The 13,653-nt window shown below is 68.4% G+C and carries 16 protein-coding genes; 13 read left to right on the top strand and 3 right to left on the bottom strand.

Annotated elements, in window-relative coordinates; all coding sequences use genetic code 11:
• Together JX613_RS18970 and JX613_RS18965 are read left to right on the top strand one after the other, a co-directional pair.
• Nucleotides 1-663: hypothetical protein (locus tag JX613_RS18970; RefSeq protein ID WP_207103036.1), on the top strand; the 663-nt coding region annotated here is incomplete at its 5' end.
• A gap of 11 nt (nucleotides 664-674) precedes the next feature.
• On the top strand, nucleotides 675-1,616 hold the full coding sequence (locus JX613_RS18965) for an alpha/beta hydrolase (protein ID WP_207103035.1): 942 nt from the start codon (nucleotides 675-677) through the stop codon (nucleotides 1,614-1,616).
• Between the two features lie 14 nt (nucleotides 1,617-1,630).
• Here the strand turns inward: JX613_RS18965 and JX613_RS20220 are convergent, their stop codons facing one another.
• Complete coding sequence (locus JX613_RS20220; protein ID WP_272874557.1) at nucleotides 1,631-1,759, bottom strand: hypothetical protein; 129 nt, start codon at nucleotides 1,757-1,759, stop codon at nucleotides 1,631-1,633.
• Between the two features lie 144 nt (nucleotides 1,760-1,903).
• On the opposite strand from JX613_RS20220, the gene JX613_RS18960 reads away from it, so the two are divergent.
• The 5 genes from JX613_RS18960 (at nucleotide 1,904) to JX613_RS20065 (ending at nucleotide 6,531) form a co-directional block, all read left to right on the top strand.
• Nucleotides 1,904-2,542: a response regulator gene (locus JX613_RS18960; RefSeq protein WP_207103034.1), complete on the top strand. Its 639-nt coding sequence runs from the start codon at nucleotides 1,904-1,906 to the stop codon at nucleotides 2,540-2,542.
• Between the two features lie 254 nt (nucleotides 2,543-2,796).
• Nucleotides 2,797-4,356, top strand: a complete 1,560-nt coding sequence (locus JX613_RS18955) for an MJ1477/TM1410 family putative glycoside hydrolase (protein ID WP_207103033.1) — start codon at nucleotides 2,797-2,799, stop codon at nucleotides 4,354-4,356.
• Nucleotides 4,357-4,454: 98 nt separating this feature from the next.
• Nucleotides 4,455-4,859 carry a DUF983 domain-containing protein gene (locus JX613_RS18950; protein ID WP_207103032.1) on the top strand — a complete coding sequence of 135 codons (405 nt, stop codon included), beginning with the start codon at nucleotides 4,455-4,457 and terminating at the stop codon, nucleotides 4,857-4,859.
• Between the two features lie 93 nt (nucleotides 4,860-4,952).
• The gene (locus JX613_RS20215) at nucleotides 4,953-5,081 is read left to right on the top strand and encodes a hypothetical protein (RefSeq protein ID WP_272874556.1); all 129 of its coding nucleotides are present in this window, start codon (nucleotides 4,953-4,955) and stop codon (nucleotides 5,079-5,081) included.
• Nucleotides 5,082-5,412: 331 nt separating this feature from the next.
• Nucleotides 5,413-6,531, top strand: a complete 1,119-nt coding sequence (locus JX613_RS20065; RefSeq protein WP_237168735.1) for a Hint domain-containing protein — start codon at nucleotides 5,413-5,415, stop codon at nucleotides 6,529-6,531.
• A gap of 56 nt (nucleotides 6,532-6,587) precedes the next feature.
• On the opposite strand, the gene glyA is transcribed toward JX613_RS20065, so the two are convergent.
• Nucleotides 6,588-7,853, bottom strand: coding sequence for a serine hydroxymethyltransferase (gene glyA, locus JX613_RS18940; protein ID WP_207103031.1), 1,266 nt, complete (start codon nucleotides 7,851-7,853; stop codon nucleotides 6,588-6,590).
• A gap of 111 nt (nucleotides 7,854-7,964) precedes the next feature.
• On the bottom strand, nucleotides 7,965-8,192 hold the full coding sequence (locus JX613_RS18935) for a hypothetical protein (RefSeq protein WP_207103030.1): 228 nt from the start codon (nucleotides 8,190-8,192) through the stop codon (nucleotides 7,965-7,967).
• A gap of 134 nt (nucleotides 8,193-8,326) precedes the next feature.
• Here JX613_RS18935 and JX613_RS18930 point away from each other — a divergent pair, with 134 nt between their 5' ends.
• The 6 genes from JX613_RS18930 to JX613_RS18905 form a co-directional block, all read left to right on the top strand.
• Nucleotides 8,327-8,779 (top strand): c-type cytochrome, encoded by a 453-nt coding sequence (locus tag JX613_RS18930; protein WP_207103029.1) that lies wholly within the window; start codon nucleotides 8,327-8,329, stop codon nucleotides 8,777-8,779.
• Nucleotides 8,780-8,791: 12 nt separating this feature from the next.
• A complete protein-coding gene (locus tag JX613_RS18925; RefSeq protein ID WP_207103028.1) occupies nucleotides 8,792-10,189 on the top strand; it encodes a cbb3-type cytochrome c oxidase subunit I in 1,398 nt (465 codons plus the stop codon).
• A 5-nt stretch (nucleotides 10,190-10,194) separates the two neighbouring features.
• Nucleotides 10,195-10,998, top strand: coding sequence for a CbbQ/NirQ/NorQ/GpvN family protein (locus JX613_RS18920; RefSeq protein ID WP_207103037.1), 804 nt, complete (start codon nucleotides 10,195-10,197; stop codon nucleotides 10,996-10,998).
• A gap of 5 nt (nucleotides 10,999-11,003) precedes the next feature.
• Entirely contained in the window at nucleotides 11,004-12,929 is a 1,926-nt protein-coding gene (locus JX613_RS18915) for a nitric oxide reductase activation protein NorD (protein WP_207103027.1), read from the top strand.
• Entirely contained in the window at nucleotides 12,926-13,462 is a 537-nt protein-coding gene (locus JX613_RS18910) for a cytochrome c oxidase subunit 3 (protein ID WP_207103026.1), read from the top strand. The genes JX613_RS18915 and JX613_RS18910 overlap by 4 nt, the downstream gene beginning before the upstream one ends.
• Before the next feature lie 3 nt (nucleotides 13,463-13,465).
• Nucleotides 13,466-13,653 (top strand): cytochrome C oxidase subunit IV family protein (locus JX613_RS18905; RefSeq protein WP_207103025.1); only part of this gene is annotated, 188 nt, incomplete at its 3' end.

Below are 13,653 nucleotides of genomic sequence, written 5' to 3'. Positions count from 1 at the left end.
CCGCCGCTGCTGGCGCTGACGCGCTGCGCCCTGGGCAGCAGCATCGCGCTTGGCCGCGAGGAGATCGGCGAGATCGGGCAGATCTCGGCCAATCTGGGGTGCAGCGGGCGGATCGGCGACCGGCTGACCTTCAGCGGCGGCCTGACCGGCTATCCGGTCCATGGCGACCGGCATGGCGGCCGCCTGACCTACAGCTATGCGCTGGCCTGGCGCGTCGCCGACGGGGTGACGCTGACCTATGCGAACTATACCGCAGCCCTGGCCGGGGGCCGCGCGCTGGCCGGCCTGGGCGAGGGGCGGCTGCAACTGTCCGCGCCGGTCGCCAGGGTTCCGCTGGGCACCCCCGCCATGCCCGACCGGCGCATGACCTGCACGGGCTTTGTCAGCCTGGCGCGCCGGGCTTCGTCCAATGCGGGGATCAATTGCGGCGTGAACGTGACGGAACGGCTGGCGGTCCGCTTCACCGCGCTGGCCTATCCGCCCGGCACGCAGGACGAAGGGGACGCGGATTTCTCGTATTCCGCCAGCTATGCGCTGAGCGGGCGGGTGACGCTCAACTATTCCAACTATGCCAACAACCGCTGGCCCTGGAACCGCTCGCCCGACCAGGTGAGGCTGCTGCACGGCGGCACCCTGGGCCTGTCCTATCGCTGGGATTTCTGACGGATTTGACGATGCAACACGATGATCGTGCCCCCTTCACAAGGCGCGGCGCCCTGGCCGCCGGGCTGGCGCTGCCCTTCCTGAACCTTCGCGCATGGGCGGGGACGGTGGACGAGGCGCGGATCCTGCAAAGCGGGATCCTGGGCCATGTGGTGGGCTATTCGCTGTATCTGCCGCCCGGCTACCGGGGGGACAGCCGCCGCTATCCGGTGCTTTACCTGCTGCACGGGGCGGGCGACGGGCAGCCCGCCGACTGGTTCCGCATGGCGGGCATCGACATCCTGCTGGACCGCATGATCGCCGAGGGCCGGATGCCCCCCTGCATCGCCGTGGCCCCCGACGGGCGAAGGCCCGGGGGCGATGGGCGCGCCACCTATTTCCTGGACGACGCCGACGGCGGCTATCGCTGGCGCTCGATGTTCCTGGAAGAGTTCGTTCCCAGGATCGAGGCCACGCACCAGGCGGTCGGCACGGCGGGGATGCGCGCGCTTCTGGGCCTGTCAATGGGCGGCCATGCGGCGATCCTGAACCAGCTTCAGCGGCCCGACCTGTTCGCGGGCGCGGCAGCCCTCAGCGCCGCGCTGCGCACCCCGGCCCAATTGGCGGCGATGGAACCGCAGGCCTTCGACCTGCGCTTCGCCGGGGCCTATGGCCCGGGCCTGCTGGGCGAGGCGCGGCTGAACGCGGCCTGGCGCATGTCCGACATCGTCGCCGTGGCCGCCCGGACCGATCCGAAGCCCTTCCGGCGTGTCCCCCGGCTTTACCTGGACCTCGCCTCGGGCGATCCCTTCTTCGAGGGAAACGCCGCCGCCCATGTCGCCCTGGACGGGGCGGGGATCCTGCACCGCTTCCAGGTGCGCGAGGGCAGCCACGACTGGATCTTCTGGCGCGCCGCGCTGCCCGACGCGCTGGACCACGTGGGGCGGATCTTCACCCGCAGCTATGGAGAGTAGGGGCAGGGGCCCCCTCAGCCCGACCGCACCCTGGTCGCAAGAAAGCCGATACCCCCGGCGGCGATCAGCACGCCCACCGCCAGGATCGCCAGCGCCGCAGCCCCCACGGCCAGAAAGGCCGCGTTCAGCCAGAACCCCAGCATCCCCTGCGGCAGGGCAAGGCCCCGCAGGGGGATGGAACATCGCGGCCCCTTCCTTGTTCAGGATCCCGACGCTCTCATGCGGTGGAGCGCAGGCCCGTGACGATATGCGACCCTGGCCACGGCTGGCCCGCCGGCCCCGGCGGAATGGCCCGGCGCATCCGGGGGCACGAGCGGTCCGCCCCGCCGCAGGGCCGTTTCGACCTGACCTGCACGCCGGTGCGCGACGGCGGGCATGTGGCCGGGGTTCTGGCCTCCCTGGCCGAGGCGGCGGACAGCGCCCCCCCGGGCCGGTCGCTGCACGATCATGCTGCCTTTCTCCTCCACCGGGGCCGGGACGGGCCCGCAAGAAGGAAGACCCTGATGCCCGACATGGCCCCAACCCCCCGACCCCAGCCGTTCCAAGGGCGGCGCGTTCTTGTCGTCGAGGACGAATACATCATCGCCGAAGACCTGCGCGAGGAGCTGGAGCGCGAGGGCGCCCTTGTGCTGGGCCCGGTCGCCAGCGTCGCCGCCGCGCTGGATCTGCTGCAGGGCGGCCCCCGCCCCGACACCGCCATCCTGGACATCAACCTGCGCGGCGAAAGGGTCTTTCCCGTGGCCGACCGGCTGCGCGCGATGGGCGTGCCCTTTGTCTTCGCCACCGGCTATGACGCCGAGGCCATCCCCCGCGACTATGCCGACGTGCCCCGGATCGAAAAGCCCTTCACCCTGCGCGACCTGGGCCGATGGGGCAGGGCTAGAGGCTGCGGCCCGGGATTATCCGGGAGTCCATGCGCCCGATGATCTGTTGACGCCGCCGCGCCAGGCGGGGGACATTCGGCCTGCGGGGCTTGGGCGCCAGGCGGGATCCGGCACCTGTCGGGGGCTGGAAGGCGCAGGGGCCACGAAGCTTTGCACGATCATCCGGCCGAGGCCTTGCGGCTTCGTGCCACATGGTCCCGGACAGCGCGCCGGCCTGACCCATCCCCCATCGCAAGACGGCTTTCTGCCGCGATGGTCCTTTGCTAGGGTGGCCCGGTCTGATGGGGATTGCGGCCATGGCCAGGTTTGAAACATCCACCGGGGCCGCGACGGTCGCGACCTGGGGCTATGTCCTGCAGGGCCGCAATGGAAAGCCGCTGGACGCAAGCCTGCTGTCGGCGGCCACGCATGACCTGCTGGTCATCGACGCCTCGCGCGACGGCACGGACGCGGGCCGCTTTTCCGCGGGCGAGATCGCGCGCATGAAGGACGGCATGGGCGGGCGGTCCGTGGTGGCCTCTTATATCTCCATCGGCGAGGCGTCGGAGTTCCGCGACTACTGGAACGACGGCTGGACGGCGGGGGGCGATGCCGCCGACAAGCTGACGGGCAGGGCCCCGGACTGGCTGGGGCCGGTGAACCCCGACTGGCCGGAATCGCGCAAGGTGCGTTACTGGGATCCCGACTGGCAGAAGCTTCTGTTCAACGATGCGGGCACCGGGGATCTGGACGCCATCGTCAAGGCGGGGTTCGACGCCGCCTATCTGGACATCGTGGACGCCTATTACTTCTGGGGCGCCGAGGTCGCCGACCGCGACCGGCAGCCGGGCGATCCCGCGAATGAACGGCAGGCGGCGCAGCGCATGGTCGATTTCATCGTCGCGCTGACCGATCACGCGCGCGAAACCAACCCGGATTTCTTCGTCATCCCCCAGAACGGGGCCTTCATCCTGGACGACCTGGGATCCGACAGCGCCCGTAAGGCGGCCTATCTGGACGCCATCGGCGGCATCGCGGTCGAGGATCTGTATCACCCCGGCGACGCCGACGAGAACAACCCCGCCGACCCCGACCGCGAACAGGTGGCCGTCCTGCAGCGGGATTTCCTGTCCCAGGGCAAGCCGGTCTTCGTGGTGGACTATCTGGACGATCCCAGGCTGATCGCGGGGTTCTACAAGAAGGCCGCGCGGGACGGGTTCATCCCCTATGCCGCGCCCGACCGCGACCTTGACCGGCTGGCGGGCAGCCAGGACGGCACCCCGGCGTATCGGCGGCCGACCGATCACGCCGACATCCTGCGGGGATCAATGCTGGCCGACCGGATCGACGGGCTTGCGGGAAACGACCGGATCGACGGGCGCGGCGGCGCCGACTGGATCGCGGGCGGGGCGGGCCATGACCGGCTTCATGGCGGGGCCGGGCGCGACGGGCTGGCCGGGGGGGCTGGCCACGACCAGTTGTTCGGGGGATGGGGCCGCGACACCCTGTCGGGCGGCAGCGGCCATGACCGGCTGGCGGGCGAGGGGGGCGCCGACCGCTTCGTCTTCGCCTTCGCCGCCGAGACGCGGCCGGGCGCGGGCACGCGCGACGTGATCGCCGGGTTCCAGGAAACCCTCGCGGGCGAGGTGATCGACCTGTCCGGGATCGACGCCAGCCGCGTGACGGCGGGCAACAACGCCTTCACCTTCCTGGGCACCGCCGCCTTCACAGCCGACAGCGACAATGGCGGGCTGCGCTATGTCCACAGGGGCGGCAACACCATCGTCCAGGGCAGCACCGACAACGACACGGCCCCCGAATTCGAGATCGAGCTGACCGGCCTTCACACCCTGGCGGCCAGCGATTTCATCCTTTAGCGTGCCGTTTCCCCCGCTGCGTCAATGCGCGCATTCCATTCCGCCGCCCTTTGCCTATATGGACGGCATACCCCCATCACGAACAGGACGCGATCCGCATGTCGAAGAACCCCGACCTTCTCCAGCAGCATGGCGGCAGCATCAAGCCCGCGCTTTGGCGGGGCGCCTGCCTGAAATGTCCCCGCTGCGGCGAGGGGCGGCTGTTTTCCGGCTATCTGAAGGTCGCCCCGCAATGCCGCGAGTGCGGCCTTGACCTGACGCCGCAGCGGGCCGACGACGGGCCGGCCTATATCGTGGTCCTGATCGTCGCGCACCTTGTCGGCTTTTCGTTGCCGGTGATGTTCGATCTGCTGGGCGACCGGCCCGCGATGGTTGCCGTGGTGCTGGGCGGGCTTTGCATCCTGCTGTCGCTGGCGCTGCTGCCGCCGGTCAAGGGCATGTTCGTCGCGCTGCAATGGTTCAAGGGGATGCACGGGTTTCGGGCCAAGCCTGCGGGGATCTGACGCGCCGGGCAGGGGCAGGGACGCGGCAGGGCGGAACCCGACCACGGGTTGCTGCCGTTGGGTTTGCAGGAACCGACCTTCAGGAATGATCCCATGCCCGTTCTCAGCTTTGCCGCCAACCCGCTCGACTGGACCATCGGCGTCTTTTCCGTCGCCGACCAGCGCGGGAACGTCACCGCGCGCCGCTATTGCTTTGGCCCCTATGTGGTGACCTGGCACTGACGGGGCGGCTTCGCGCCCTGTCCGCCGCCGTGACGGGAAACCGCGCAAGTCCCCGGCTGCGCTGGAAAATCACGATCAGATTTCAATTACAAGTTGCGGCCTCCCCGGGATGGTCCTAGGGTTGAGGCAGGGACCGGGCACCGCCTCGCGCGTGCCGGTCCCCTGTTCCTGACCGCGTGTCTTTTTTCCCTCGATCCTGCGCCCTTCGCGGGTGCGTCTGCTGGGACAGGATGCGGCATCTGCTCCTCCCGCACATTGCAAAGCTGCCATGTCCCGGCCGCTGCCGGTGCCTGGTGATCCATCATGTTCACCTCATGGAGATTCTTGGAATATGCCTATCAACCTTTCGGGTGTGGATTACTTCCGCGTCAACGGCGGCGTTCTGGAGCTGACTGGCAACCAGACCGAGATCAGCGGCCTCAACCTCGGGATCGCCGGCCGCCGGCCCAGCGGAGACTTCCGCGTTGCAGGCACCGGCAACGTCCGCGAGGTCGTCCTGACCAGCAACGATGATGACGACGTGCTGAACGTGGGCGAAACCTTCACGCTGACTTCGACGACCACGCCTTATACGCTTGGTGTCCCCGGCACGACGACCACCACGACCACGGAAATGACCGTGGTCGGCTCGGGCAGGTTCGGCACCGTGGTGAATGGCCTTTTGACGGGCTCGCACGGCATCATCGTGGCCGAGGATGCGAACGGAAATACCTATTTCGCCTTCCCGGACGGTGACATGCCTTCAGGCGTTCTCGGCACCATAGACGCTTTGTTGCTGACCGGCGTCACCGTGGACGATGTCGGCTATGATGTCGGCGCGCGTGCCCCCCTGTGCTTCACGCGCGGCACCCTGTTGGACACCCCCGAGGGTCTGCGCGCCATCGAGGATCTGCGGACGGGCGACCTGGTCCTGACCCGGGACAACGGCGCGCGGCCGGTCCGCTGGATCGGCAGCCGCGTGCTGTCCCGGGCGGCATTGCAGCGCAACCCCAACATGCGCCCCATCCGCATCAAGGCCGGGGCCCTGGGTCCGAACACGCCCGCCACGGATCTGACCGTGTCGCCGCAGCACCGCATCCTTGTCCGCTCCAAGGTGGCGCAAAGGATGTTCGGCACCCACGAGGTTCTGGTTGCCGCCAAGCAGCTGTTGCAACTGGACGGCGTGGACATCTGCGACGGGGCCGAGGGCGTCGAATACTTCCACATGCTGTTCGACGGGCACGAGGTGGTCTTCGCCAACGGCGCCGAGGCCGAGTCGCTTTACACCGGCCCCCAGGCCATCAAGTCGGTGGGCCCCGCCGCGCTGGCGGAAATCCTCGCGATCTTCCCCGAACTGCGCGACGGCGATCACGAACCGCAGGGCGCGCGGATGCTGGTTTCGGGCCGCATGGGCCGCAAGCTGGTCTCGCGCCACCTGCAGCACCACCAGCCCCTGGTGGCCGCCCCTTGAGGCAAGCCTTCGGGCAGGTCCGTCCCCCAGGGGGAGGGCCTGCCCACGCGCGGGCGTCAGCCCCCGTAGATCGGGAAGCGGTTGCACATCGCCTTGACCTGGGCGCGGACCTCGGCCTCGACCGCGCCGTCGCCTTCGGGGTTCCGGCCAAGCGCGCGCAGCACGCGCAGGATCATGGCGCCGATCTGGCGGAACTCGGCCTCGCCAAAGCCGCGGGTGGTTCCGGCGGAACTGCCCAGGCGGATGCCCGAGGTCACGAACGGCTTTTCCGGGTCAAAGGGGATCGCGTTCTTGTTGCAGGTCAGGCCCGCCCGTTCCAGCGCGGCCTCGGCCGCCTTGCCCGTGACGCCCAGGGGGCGCAGGTCGCACAAGACCATGTGGCAATCCGTGCCGCCGGACACGATGCCGACGCCGCCCCCCGCCAGCGTGTCGGCCAGCGCGCGGGCGTTGGCCACGACATTGCGGGCATAGTCCCTGAAGGACGGATCCAGCGCCTCGCCGAAGGCCACGGCCTTGGCGGCGATGACGTGCATCAGCGGCCCGCCCTGGTTGCCGGGAAACACCGCCGAGTTCAGTTTCTTCGCCAGGTCGTCGTCATTGGTCAGGATCACCCCGCCGCGCGGCCCGCGCAGGGTCTTGTGCGTGGTCGAGGTCACGACATGGGCGTGCGGCACCGGGTTCGGGTATTCGCCCGCCGCGATCAGGCCCGCGTAATGGGCCATGTCCACCATCAGCCAGGCCCCCACCTCGTCCGCGATGGCGCGGAAGGCGGCAAAGTCGATGACGCGCGGATAGGCGGACGCGCCTGCCACGATCAGCTTCGGACGCTCGGCCAAGGCAAGCGCGCGCATCTTGGCCATGTCGATCAGGTGAGTGTCGGGTTCCACCTCGTAGGAGACGACCTTGAACCACTTGCCCGACATGGTCACGGGCGATCCATGCGTCAGATGCCCGCCATGCGCCAGCGACAGGCCCATGATGGTGTCGCCCGGCTGCAACAGCGCCAGGAACACCGCCTGGTTGGCCTGCGCGCCCGAATGGGGCTGCACGTTCACATGCGCCGCGCCGAACAGCTGCTTCAGGCGGTCGCGGGCGATGTCCTCGACCTCGTCCACGAATTCGCAGCCGCCGTAATACCGCTTGCCGGGATAGCCCTCGGCATACTTGTTCGTCAGGACCGAGCCTTGCGCGATCAGAACGTCGCGGCTGACGATGTTTTCCGAGGCGATCAGTTCGATCTGGTCCTGCTGGCGGGCCAGTTCGCGGCCGATGGCATGGGCGACGGCATCATCCGTCAACCCGGGCGTCTTGGTGTCGAGCATCTGTCATCTCCCGTGGAGGGGTTGAAGGGCTTGGGGCCGTTCTACACCCTTGCCGCCGGGGGGCGCGGTATCGTTGCGACACCGGACCGGCAGGATCACGTCACATGGGGCCTATGGGTCCGCCGCCTGGTCCAGCAGGCTTCGCACCCACCGCCCCGCCAGCCAGGCGGCGGGAATGCCAAGGGGCACCGACAGGGCCAGCGCCGTGACGGGCGACAGCGCGTCCAGGCCCAGGGCCTGGCCGATCAGCCCCAGCATGAACAGGTTGATCGCCACCGCGCCCGTGGCGAAGACATACAGCAGAAGCGCCAGCTTCCACACCGGCCAGCGGTCGTCCATCGCGGTCCCCCCGATCTGATAAACCCCCGGATGAACCGTTTTTGTGGACTCTTCCTTGACTTTGGACAAGGATCCCCGTGCCCGGGAACGTCACTTATGGGCTTCATTGAAACAGCTTCGGGAGAACCCTCGCCATGCGCGAAGTCCTGACGAAGAGCATGGCCCGGAACATCTTTTATGGCGGGTCGCTGTTCTTCATCCTTATCTTCATCGGGCTGTCCATCCACAGCCATTGGTACATCGTGAACGTGTCCACCAACGACGCGCCGCTGACCGCCAGCGTCGCCAGCGGCAAGCACGTCTGGGAACGCCACGCCTGCGTCAACTGCCATTCGATCCTGGGCGAGGGCGCCTATTTCGCGCCCGAACTGGGCAACGTGATGACCCGCTGGGGCGTCCAGGACGACCCCGAGGCCGCCTTCGAGGTCATGAAGGCCTGGATGGAGGCGCAACCCACGGGCATCGAGGGCCGCCGCCAGATGCCGCAGTTCAACCTGACGGACGAGGAAATCCGCGAAGTCACCGACTTCCTGCTGTGGACCAACAAGATCCGCACCCAGGACTGGCCCCCCAACGATGCCGGTTGATTGGAAAGCACCATGAAATATCAAACGCAAAAGATCGCCCTGGTCTATATCACCGTGGCATTGACCCTGTTCGCCGCGCAGGTGACGATGGGGCTGATCATCGGCTATATCTATGTCCAGCCGAACTTCCTGTCCGAAATCATGCCCTTCAACGTGGGCCGGATGGTCCACACCAATTCGCTGGTCGTCTGGCTGCTGACCGGCTTTTTCGGCGCCGCCTATTTCCTGATCCCCGAGGAGGCCGAGCGCGAGATCCATTCGCCCTTCCTTGCCTATCTGCAGCTGTTCATCCTGGTGGTGGGCACCTTCGGGGCGGTCGCGACCTATCTGTTCAACCCCTGGCAGGGCAACTATTTCGTGGGCACCCAGGGACGCGAGTTCCTGGAACAGCCGACCTGGGTCAAGGTGGGCATCGTGGTGGCCGCGCTGATCTTTTTGTTCAACGTCACCATGACGGTGCTGAAGGGCCGCAAGACCGTGATCAGCTCTATCCTGCTGATCGGTCTGTGGGGCCTGGCGCTGTTGTTCCTGTTCGCCTTCTACAACCCGGCGAACCTGGGCCTCGACAAGCAATACTGGTGGTATGTGATCCACCTGTGGGTCGAGGGCGTGTGGGAACTGATCATGGCCGCGATCCTGGGCTTCCTGATGCTGAAGCTGACGGGCGTGGACCGCGAGGTGGTGGAAAAGTGGCTGTATGTGATCGTCGCCACCGCGCTGTTTTCCGGCATCCTGGGGACCGGCCACCATTACTTCTGGATCGGGACGCCCGGTTACTGGCAGTGGATCGGCTCGATCTTTTCCTCGTTCGAGGTGGTGCCGTTCTTCGCGATGATGGCCTTTGCCTTCGTGATGGTCTGGAAGGGCCGGCGCGACCATCCGAACAAGGCCGCGCTTTTGTGGTCGCTGGGCTGCGCCACGCTGGCCTTCTTCGGCGCAGGTGTCTGGGGATTCCTGCACACGCTGCACGGGGTGAACTATTACACCCACGGCACCCAGGTGACGGCGGCGCACGCGCACCTGGCCTTCTATGGCGCCTATGTCTGCCTCAACCTGGCCTTGTTCAGCTATGCCATGCCGATCCTGCGGCGGCGCGATCCCTATAACCAGGTGCTGAACATGGCGTCCTTCTGGCTGATGTCGGGGGGGATGCTGTTCATGACCTTCACCCTGACCTTCGCGGGCACCGTGCAGACGCATCTGCAACGCGTGATGGGCATGGGCTACATGGAGGTGCAGGACCAGCTTGCGCTGTTCTACTGGATGCGCTTCGGAGCGGGCGTGGCGGTGGTGATCGGGGCGTTCCTGTTCATCTATGCGGTGGCCTTCCCGCGCCGCGAGGTGGTCCGCCCCGGCCCGCTGGAACGCGATCGCCTGGCCCAGAACCCCGACCATATCGCCGCGGAGTGATGACCATGGATGGAAGTTTCACCCTGAGGGGGGCCGACGCCCCCTTCTACCTGCCCCAGGGCGACGAATGCGACATCTTCGCCGCGGCTTATGCGAAGAACCTGCCCCTGCTGCTGAAGGGCCCGACCGGCTGCGGCAAGACCCGCTTTGTCGCCCACATGGCGGCAAGGCTGGGACGACCCCTTTACACCGTCGCCTGCCATGACGACCTGTCAGCCGCCGACCTGATCGGGCGCTATCTTCTCAAGGGCGGGGAAACCGTCTGGGTCGACGGTCCCCTGACCCGCGCGGTGCGCGAGGGCGCCATCTGCTATCTGGACGAGGTGGTCGAGGCCAGGAAGGACGTGGCCGTGGTGCTGCACCCCCTGACCGACGACCGCCGCATCCTGCCCATCGACCGCACCGGAGAGGAGTTGCACGCGGCCCCCGGCTTCATGCTGGTGGCCTCCTACAACCCCGGCTACCAGAACATCATGAAGACGCTGAAGCCCTCCACGCGGCAGCGGTTTTTGTCGGTGGAATTCACCTTTCCCCGGCCGGAACACGAAATCCCCGTGGTGGTCCGCGAAAGCGGGCTGGATGCCGACCGCGTGGGCCTGCTGGTGCGGCTGGCGAACAAGCTGCGCGGGCTCAAGGGCCAGGATCTGGAGGAAGGCGTGTCCACCCGCCTGGTCGTTTATGCCGCGACCCTGATCGCGGGCGGCATGGCGATGGATCGCGCCATCCGCGCCGCCATGATCGAGCCGCTGACCGACGACGGGGATATCCGCAAGGGCCTGATGGACCTGGTCGTGGCGGTGACGGGATAACAACCATGCCCCATCTCGACATCGCCCCCTGGGAGCCCGAGGAAACCGTCGGCAAGCTGTGGCACCGGCTCGCCTCGCGCATGGACCCGCCGCAGCGCTTCCCCGATGCCGCCGTCCGGTTCGACGACATGCGCGGGCGCATCGCCGTGCTGTTCCGGGGCCTCGGGGGCGGGGCCGATGTGGAACTGAAGCCGGTGGCGGACCAGGCCAGCCGCCACCGCCTGTCCTGGCGCCGCCGCCTGGCCAGCGACGGCGACCACCTGGCCCGCGCCAGCTTCGACCGCGAGGCGCTGCGCCTGCCCGTGGAACTGGCGGTCTTTCCGCGCCCCGAGGACAACGAGGGGCTGTATCTGTGGCTGGCCGCCGCATCCGCCCATGCCCCTGGTTTCGTTCCCCGGTCCGATCCCCTGCTCGCCGATCTTGCGGCCATTTCGGCAGGCATCGCCATGACCCATGCCACGCTGGAAGCCGCGCCGGGCCTGCGCCCGCTGTGGTCCCGCCTGTGCCGGGCGCATCTGGCCAGCCGCACGCGCCCCGCCCTGCGCGGCACCGAGGCGCGGGTGGAAGCCCTGCTGCGTCACCTGCTGGGCGACCCGACGCTGCCTGAACCCGCGCTGCTGGGGGGCTATGCCGATCCCCCCGCCCAGTGGCGCGCGCCGCGCGGATACCGCCCCATGCTGCCGGTGCCGATGTGGCCGGACCTGCGCGGGCTTGGCGCGGGCACGGGCGATCAGGTCGCCAGCCTGCCCACCGACGGCACCCCCGAGGAATCGGGCGACGGCACCGCCCGCAAGACGCGGCGGATGAAGTCCGACCAGGCCGAGCGCCGCGACAGCATCATCCTTTATAAATTCGAGGCGATGCTGACCTGGGCCGAGATGCTGAACCTCAACCGCCGGGTCGAGGACGACGACCTGGACAACGCCAAGAAGGCCGCCGAGGACCACGAGGAGATCGTGCTGGGCCAGGTGTCCAAGGCACCCGCGACCAAGCTGAAGCTGCACCTGGATCTCGCGCCCGAGGACGTGGACCGCGAAAGCGTCGCGGGCAAGTTCACCTATCCCGAATGGGATGCGCGCGGCGGCGTCTGGATGCGCGACCATTGCCGCGTGCTGGCCGCCCCGGTGGAGCCCGCACCCGATTACGCGGGCATCACCGACCCCGCCGCCCGCCGCCGGATCGAGGCCGTGCGCCGCCAGTTCCAGGCCCTGCGCCCGGCCAGGCTGATCCGCCACGGCCAGCCCGACGGCGAGGATCTGGACCTGGACGCCGCCCTGCGGTCGGTCACCGACCTGCGTGCGACGGGACGCGGCAGCGACCGCATCTGGCGCCAGGCCCGGCCGGAAAACCGCGACCTTGCCGTGTCGATCCTGCTCGACGTGTCGCGCTCCACGGAAAGCGCGGTCACGGGCCGCCCCGTCATCGACATCGCGCGCGAGGCGCTGACCGCGCTGGCCTGGGGCCTTGACGCCTGCGGGGACCGTTTCGCGGTGCAGGGGTTCTCATCCTTGAAACGCGACCGGGTCTGGATCCACGACTGCAAGTCCTTCGACGAACCCATGTCGCGGACCATCGAGGCGCGCATCCACGCCCTGCGCCCCGGCTTTTATACCCGGCTTGGCGCGGCGGTCCGCCATGCCTCGGCGGGGCTTGCGTGCGAAGGACGGTCGCGGCGGCTGTTGATCGTCATCACCGACGGCAAGCCCAACGACCTGGACCATTACGAAGGCCGCCACGGGATCGAGGACAGCGCCATGGCGGTGCGCGAGGCCCGGCGCGCCGGTCACGCCGTCTTCGGCATCACCATCGACCGCGATGCACAGGGCTGGTTCCCGCGCATCTTCGGCCAGGGCGGCTTTTCCGTGATCCGCGACCCCGACCGGCTGACGAACGCCCTGCCCCAGATCTATCGCCAGTTGGTCATGGGATGAGCCTCGACGATCTTCCGGGCGAGCTGATCCTGTGGATCCTGATCGTGTCCGAGCTGCTGGTCTTCGCGGCGGGGGTCACGGCCATGATGGCGGTGCAGCTGACCGACCCGCCCGGCTTCGCCGCCGCCCGTGCGGTGCTGGACGGGCGGATGGCGGCGCTGAACACGGTGGTGCTGGTCACGTCCGGCCTGTTCGCGGCGCGCGCGGAACGCGCGGCGGGGGCGGGCGACCGGCGCGGGGCGCGCCTGGCCCTGATACTGGCCGCGCTTGGCGGGCTGGTCTTCCTGGGCATCAAGGCGTTGGAATACGGCCGCGACCTGGCGGCGGGGGCGGGCATGGACAGCCACCCGTTCTTCACCTTCTATTTCCTGCTGACGGGCTTTCACGCCGCCCATGTGATCGCGGGCGTGGCGGTGCTGGCCCTTGTCGCGATCCGCGCGCGCCCCGATGCCGTGCAGGCGGGCGCGATGTTCTGGCACATGGTCGATCTGGTCTGGGTGCTGATCCTGCCGCCGATCTATCTGATGGGATAAGCGATGTCCCCCCTGACGCGCACCTGGGCCCTTCTGATCGCGCTGGTCGCCGCCACGGTGCTGGTGTCGCCGGTGCCGGGGGTGGCGGCGATGGGGGCGCTTTTGGTGCTGGCCTGGCTGAAGGCGCGGGCGATCCTGGGGGGCTTTTTGCACCTGCGCGGCGCGCCGGGATGGCTGGCGGCGCTGCTGGG

Source organism: Paracoccus shandongensis (assembly GCF_017315735.1).
GTDB lineage: Bacteria > Pseudomonadota > Alphaproteobacteria > Rhodobacterales > Rhodobacteraceae > Paracoccus > Paracoccus shandongensis.
The sequence above is the reverse complement of the archived record's forward strand: the minus strand, read 5'-3'. Positions and strand labels throughout refer to the sequence as shown.

What these genes read in the sequence shown, in the direction of transcription:
- JX613_RS18950 (WP_207103032.1), top strand. Translation starts at nt 4,455, where the DNA reads ATGTCGAAGAACCCCGACCTTCTCCAGCAGCATGGCGGCAGCATCAAG.
- JX613_RS18910 (WP_207103026.1), top strand. Translation starts at nt 12,926, where the DNA reads ATGAGCCTCGACGATCTTCCGGGCGAGCTGATCCTGTGGATCCTGATC.
- JX613_RS18955 (WP_207103033.1), top strand. Translation starts at nt 2,797, where the DNA reads ATGGCCAGGTTTGAAACATCCACCGGGGCCGCGACGGTCGCGACCTGG.
- glyA (WP_207103031.1), bottom strand. Translation starts at nt 7,853, where the DNA reads ATGCTCGACACCAAGACGCCCGGGTTGACGGATGATGCCGTCGCCCAT.
- JX613_RS20215 (WP_272874556.1), top strand. Translation starts at nt 4,953, where the DNA reads ATGCCCGTTCTCAGCTTTGCCGCCAACCCGCTCGACTGGACCATCGGC.
- JX613_RS20220 (WP_272874557.1), bottom strand. Translation starts at nt 1,759, where the DNA reads ATGCTGGGGTTCTGGCTGAACGCGGCCTTTCTGGCCGTGGGGGCTGCG.
- JX613_RS18930 (WP_207103029.1), top strand. Translation starts at nt 8,327, where the DNA reads ATGCGCGAAGTCCTGACGAAGAGCATGGCCCGGAACATCTTTTATGGC.
- JX613_RS18935 (WP_207103030.1), bottom strand. Translation starts at nt 8,192, where the DNA reads ATGGACGACCGCTGGCCGGTGTGGAAGCTGGCGCTTCTGCTGTATGTC.
- JX613_RS20065 (WP_237168735.1), top strand. Translation starts at nt 5,413, where the DNA reads ATGCCTATCAACCTTTCGGGTGTGGATTACTTCCGCGTCAACGGCGGC.
- JX613_RS18915 (WP_207103027.1), top strand. Translation starts at nt 11,004, where the DNA reads ATGCCCCATCTCGACATCGCCCCCTGGGAGCCCGAGGAAACCGTCGGC.
- JX613_RS18920 (WP_207103037.1), top strand. Translation starts at nt 10,195, where the DNA reads ATGGATGGAAGTTTCACCCTGAGGGGGGCCGACGCCCCCTTCTACCTG.
- JX613_RS18960 (WP_207103034.1), top strand. Translation starts at nt 1,904, where the DNA reads ATGGCCCGGCGCATCCGGGGGCACGAGCGGTCCGCCCCGCCGCAGGGC.
- JX613_RS18925 (WP_207103028.1), top strand. Translation starts at nt 8,792, where the DNA reads ATGAAATATCAAACGCAAAAGATCGCCCTGGTCTATATCACCGTGGCA.
- JX613_RS18965 (WP_207103035.1), top strand. Translation starts at nt 675, where the DNA reads ATGCAACACGATGATCGTGCCCCCTTCACAAGGCGCGGCGCCCTGGCC.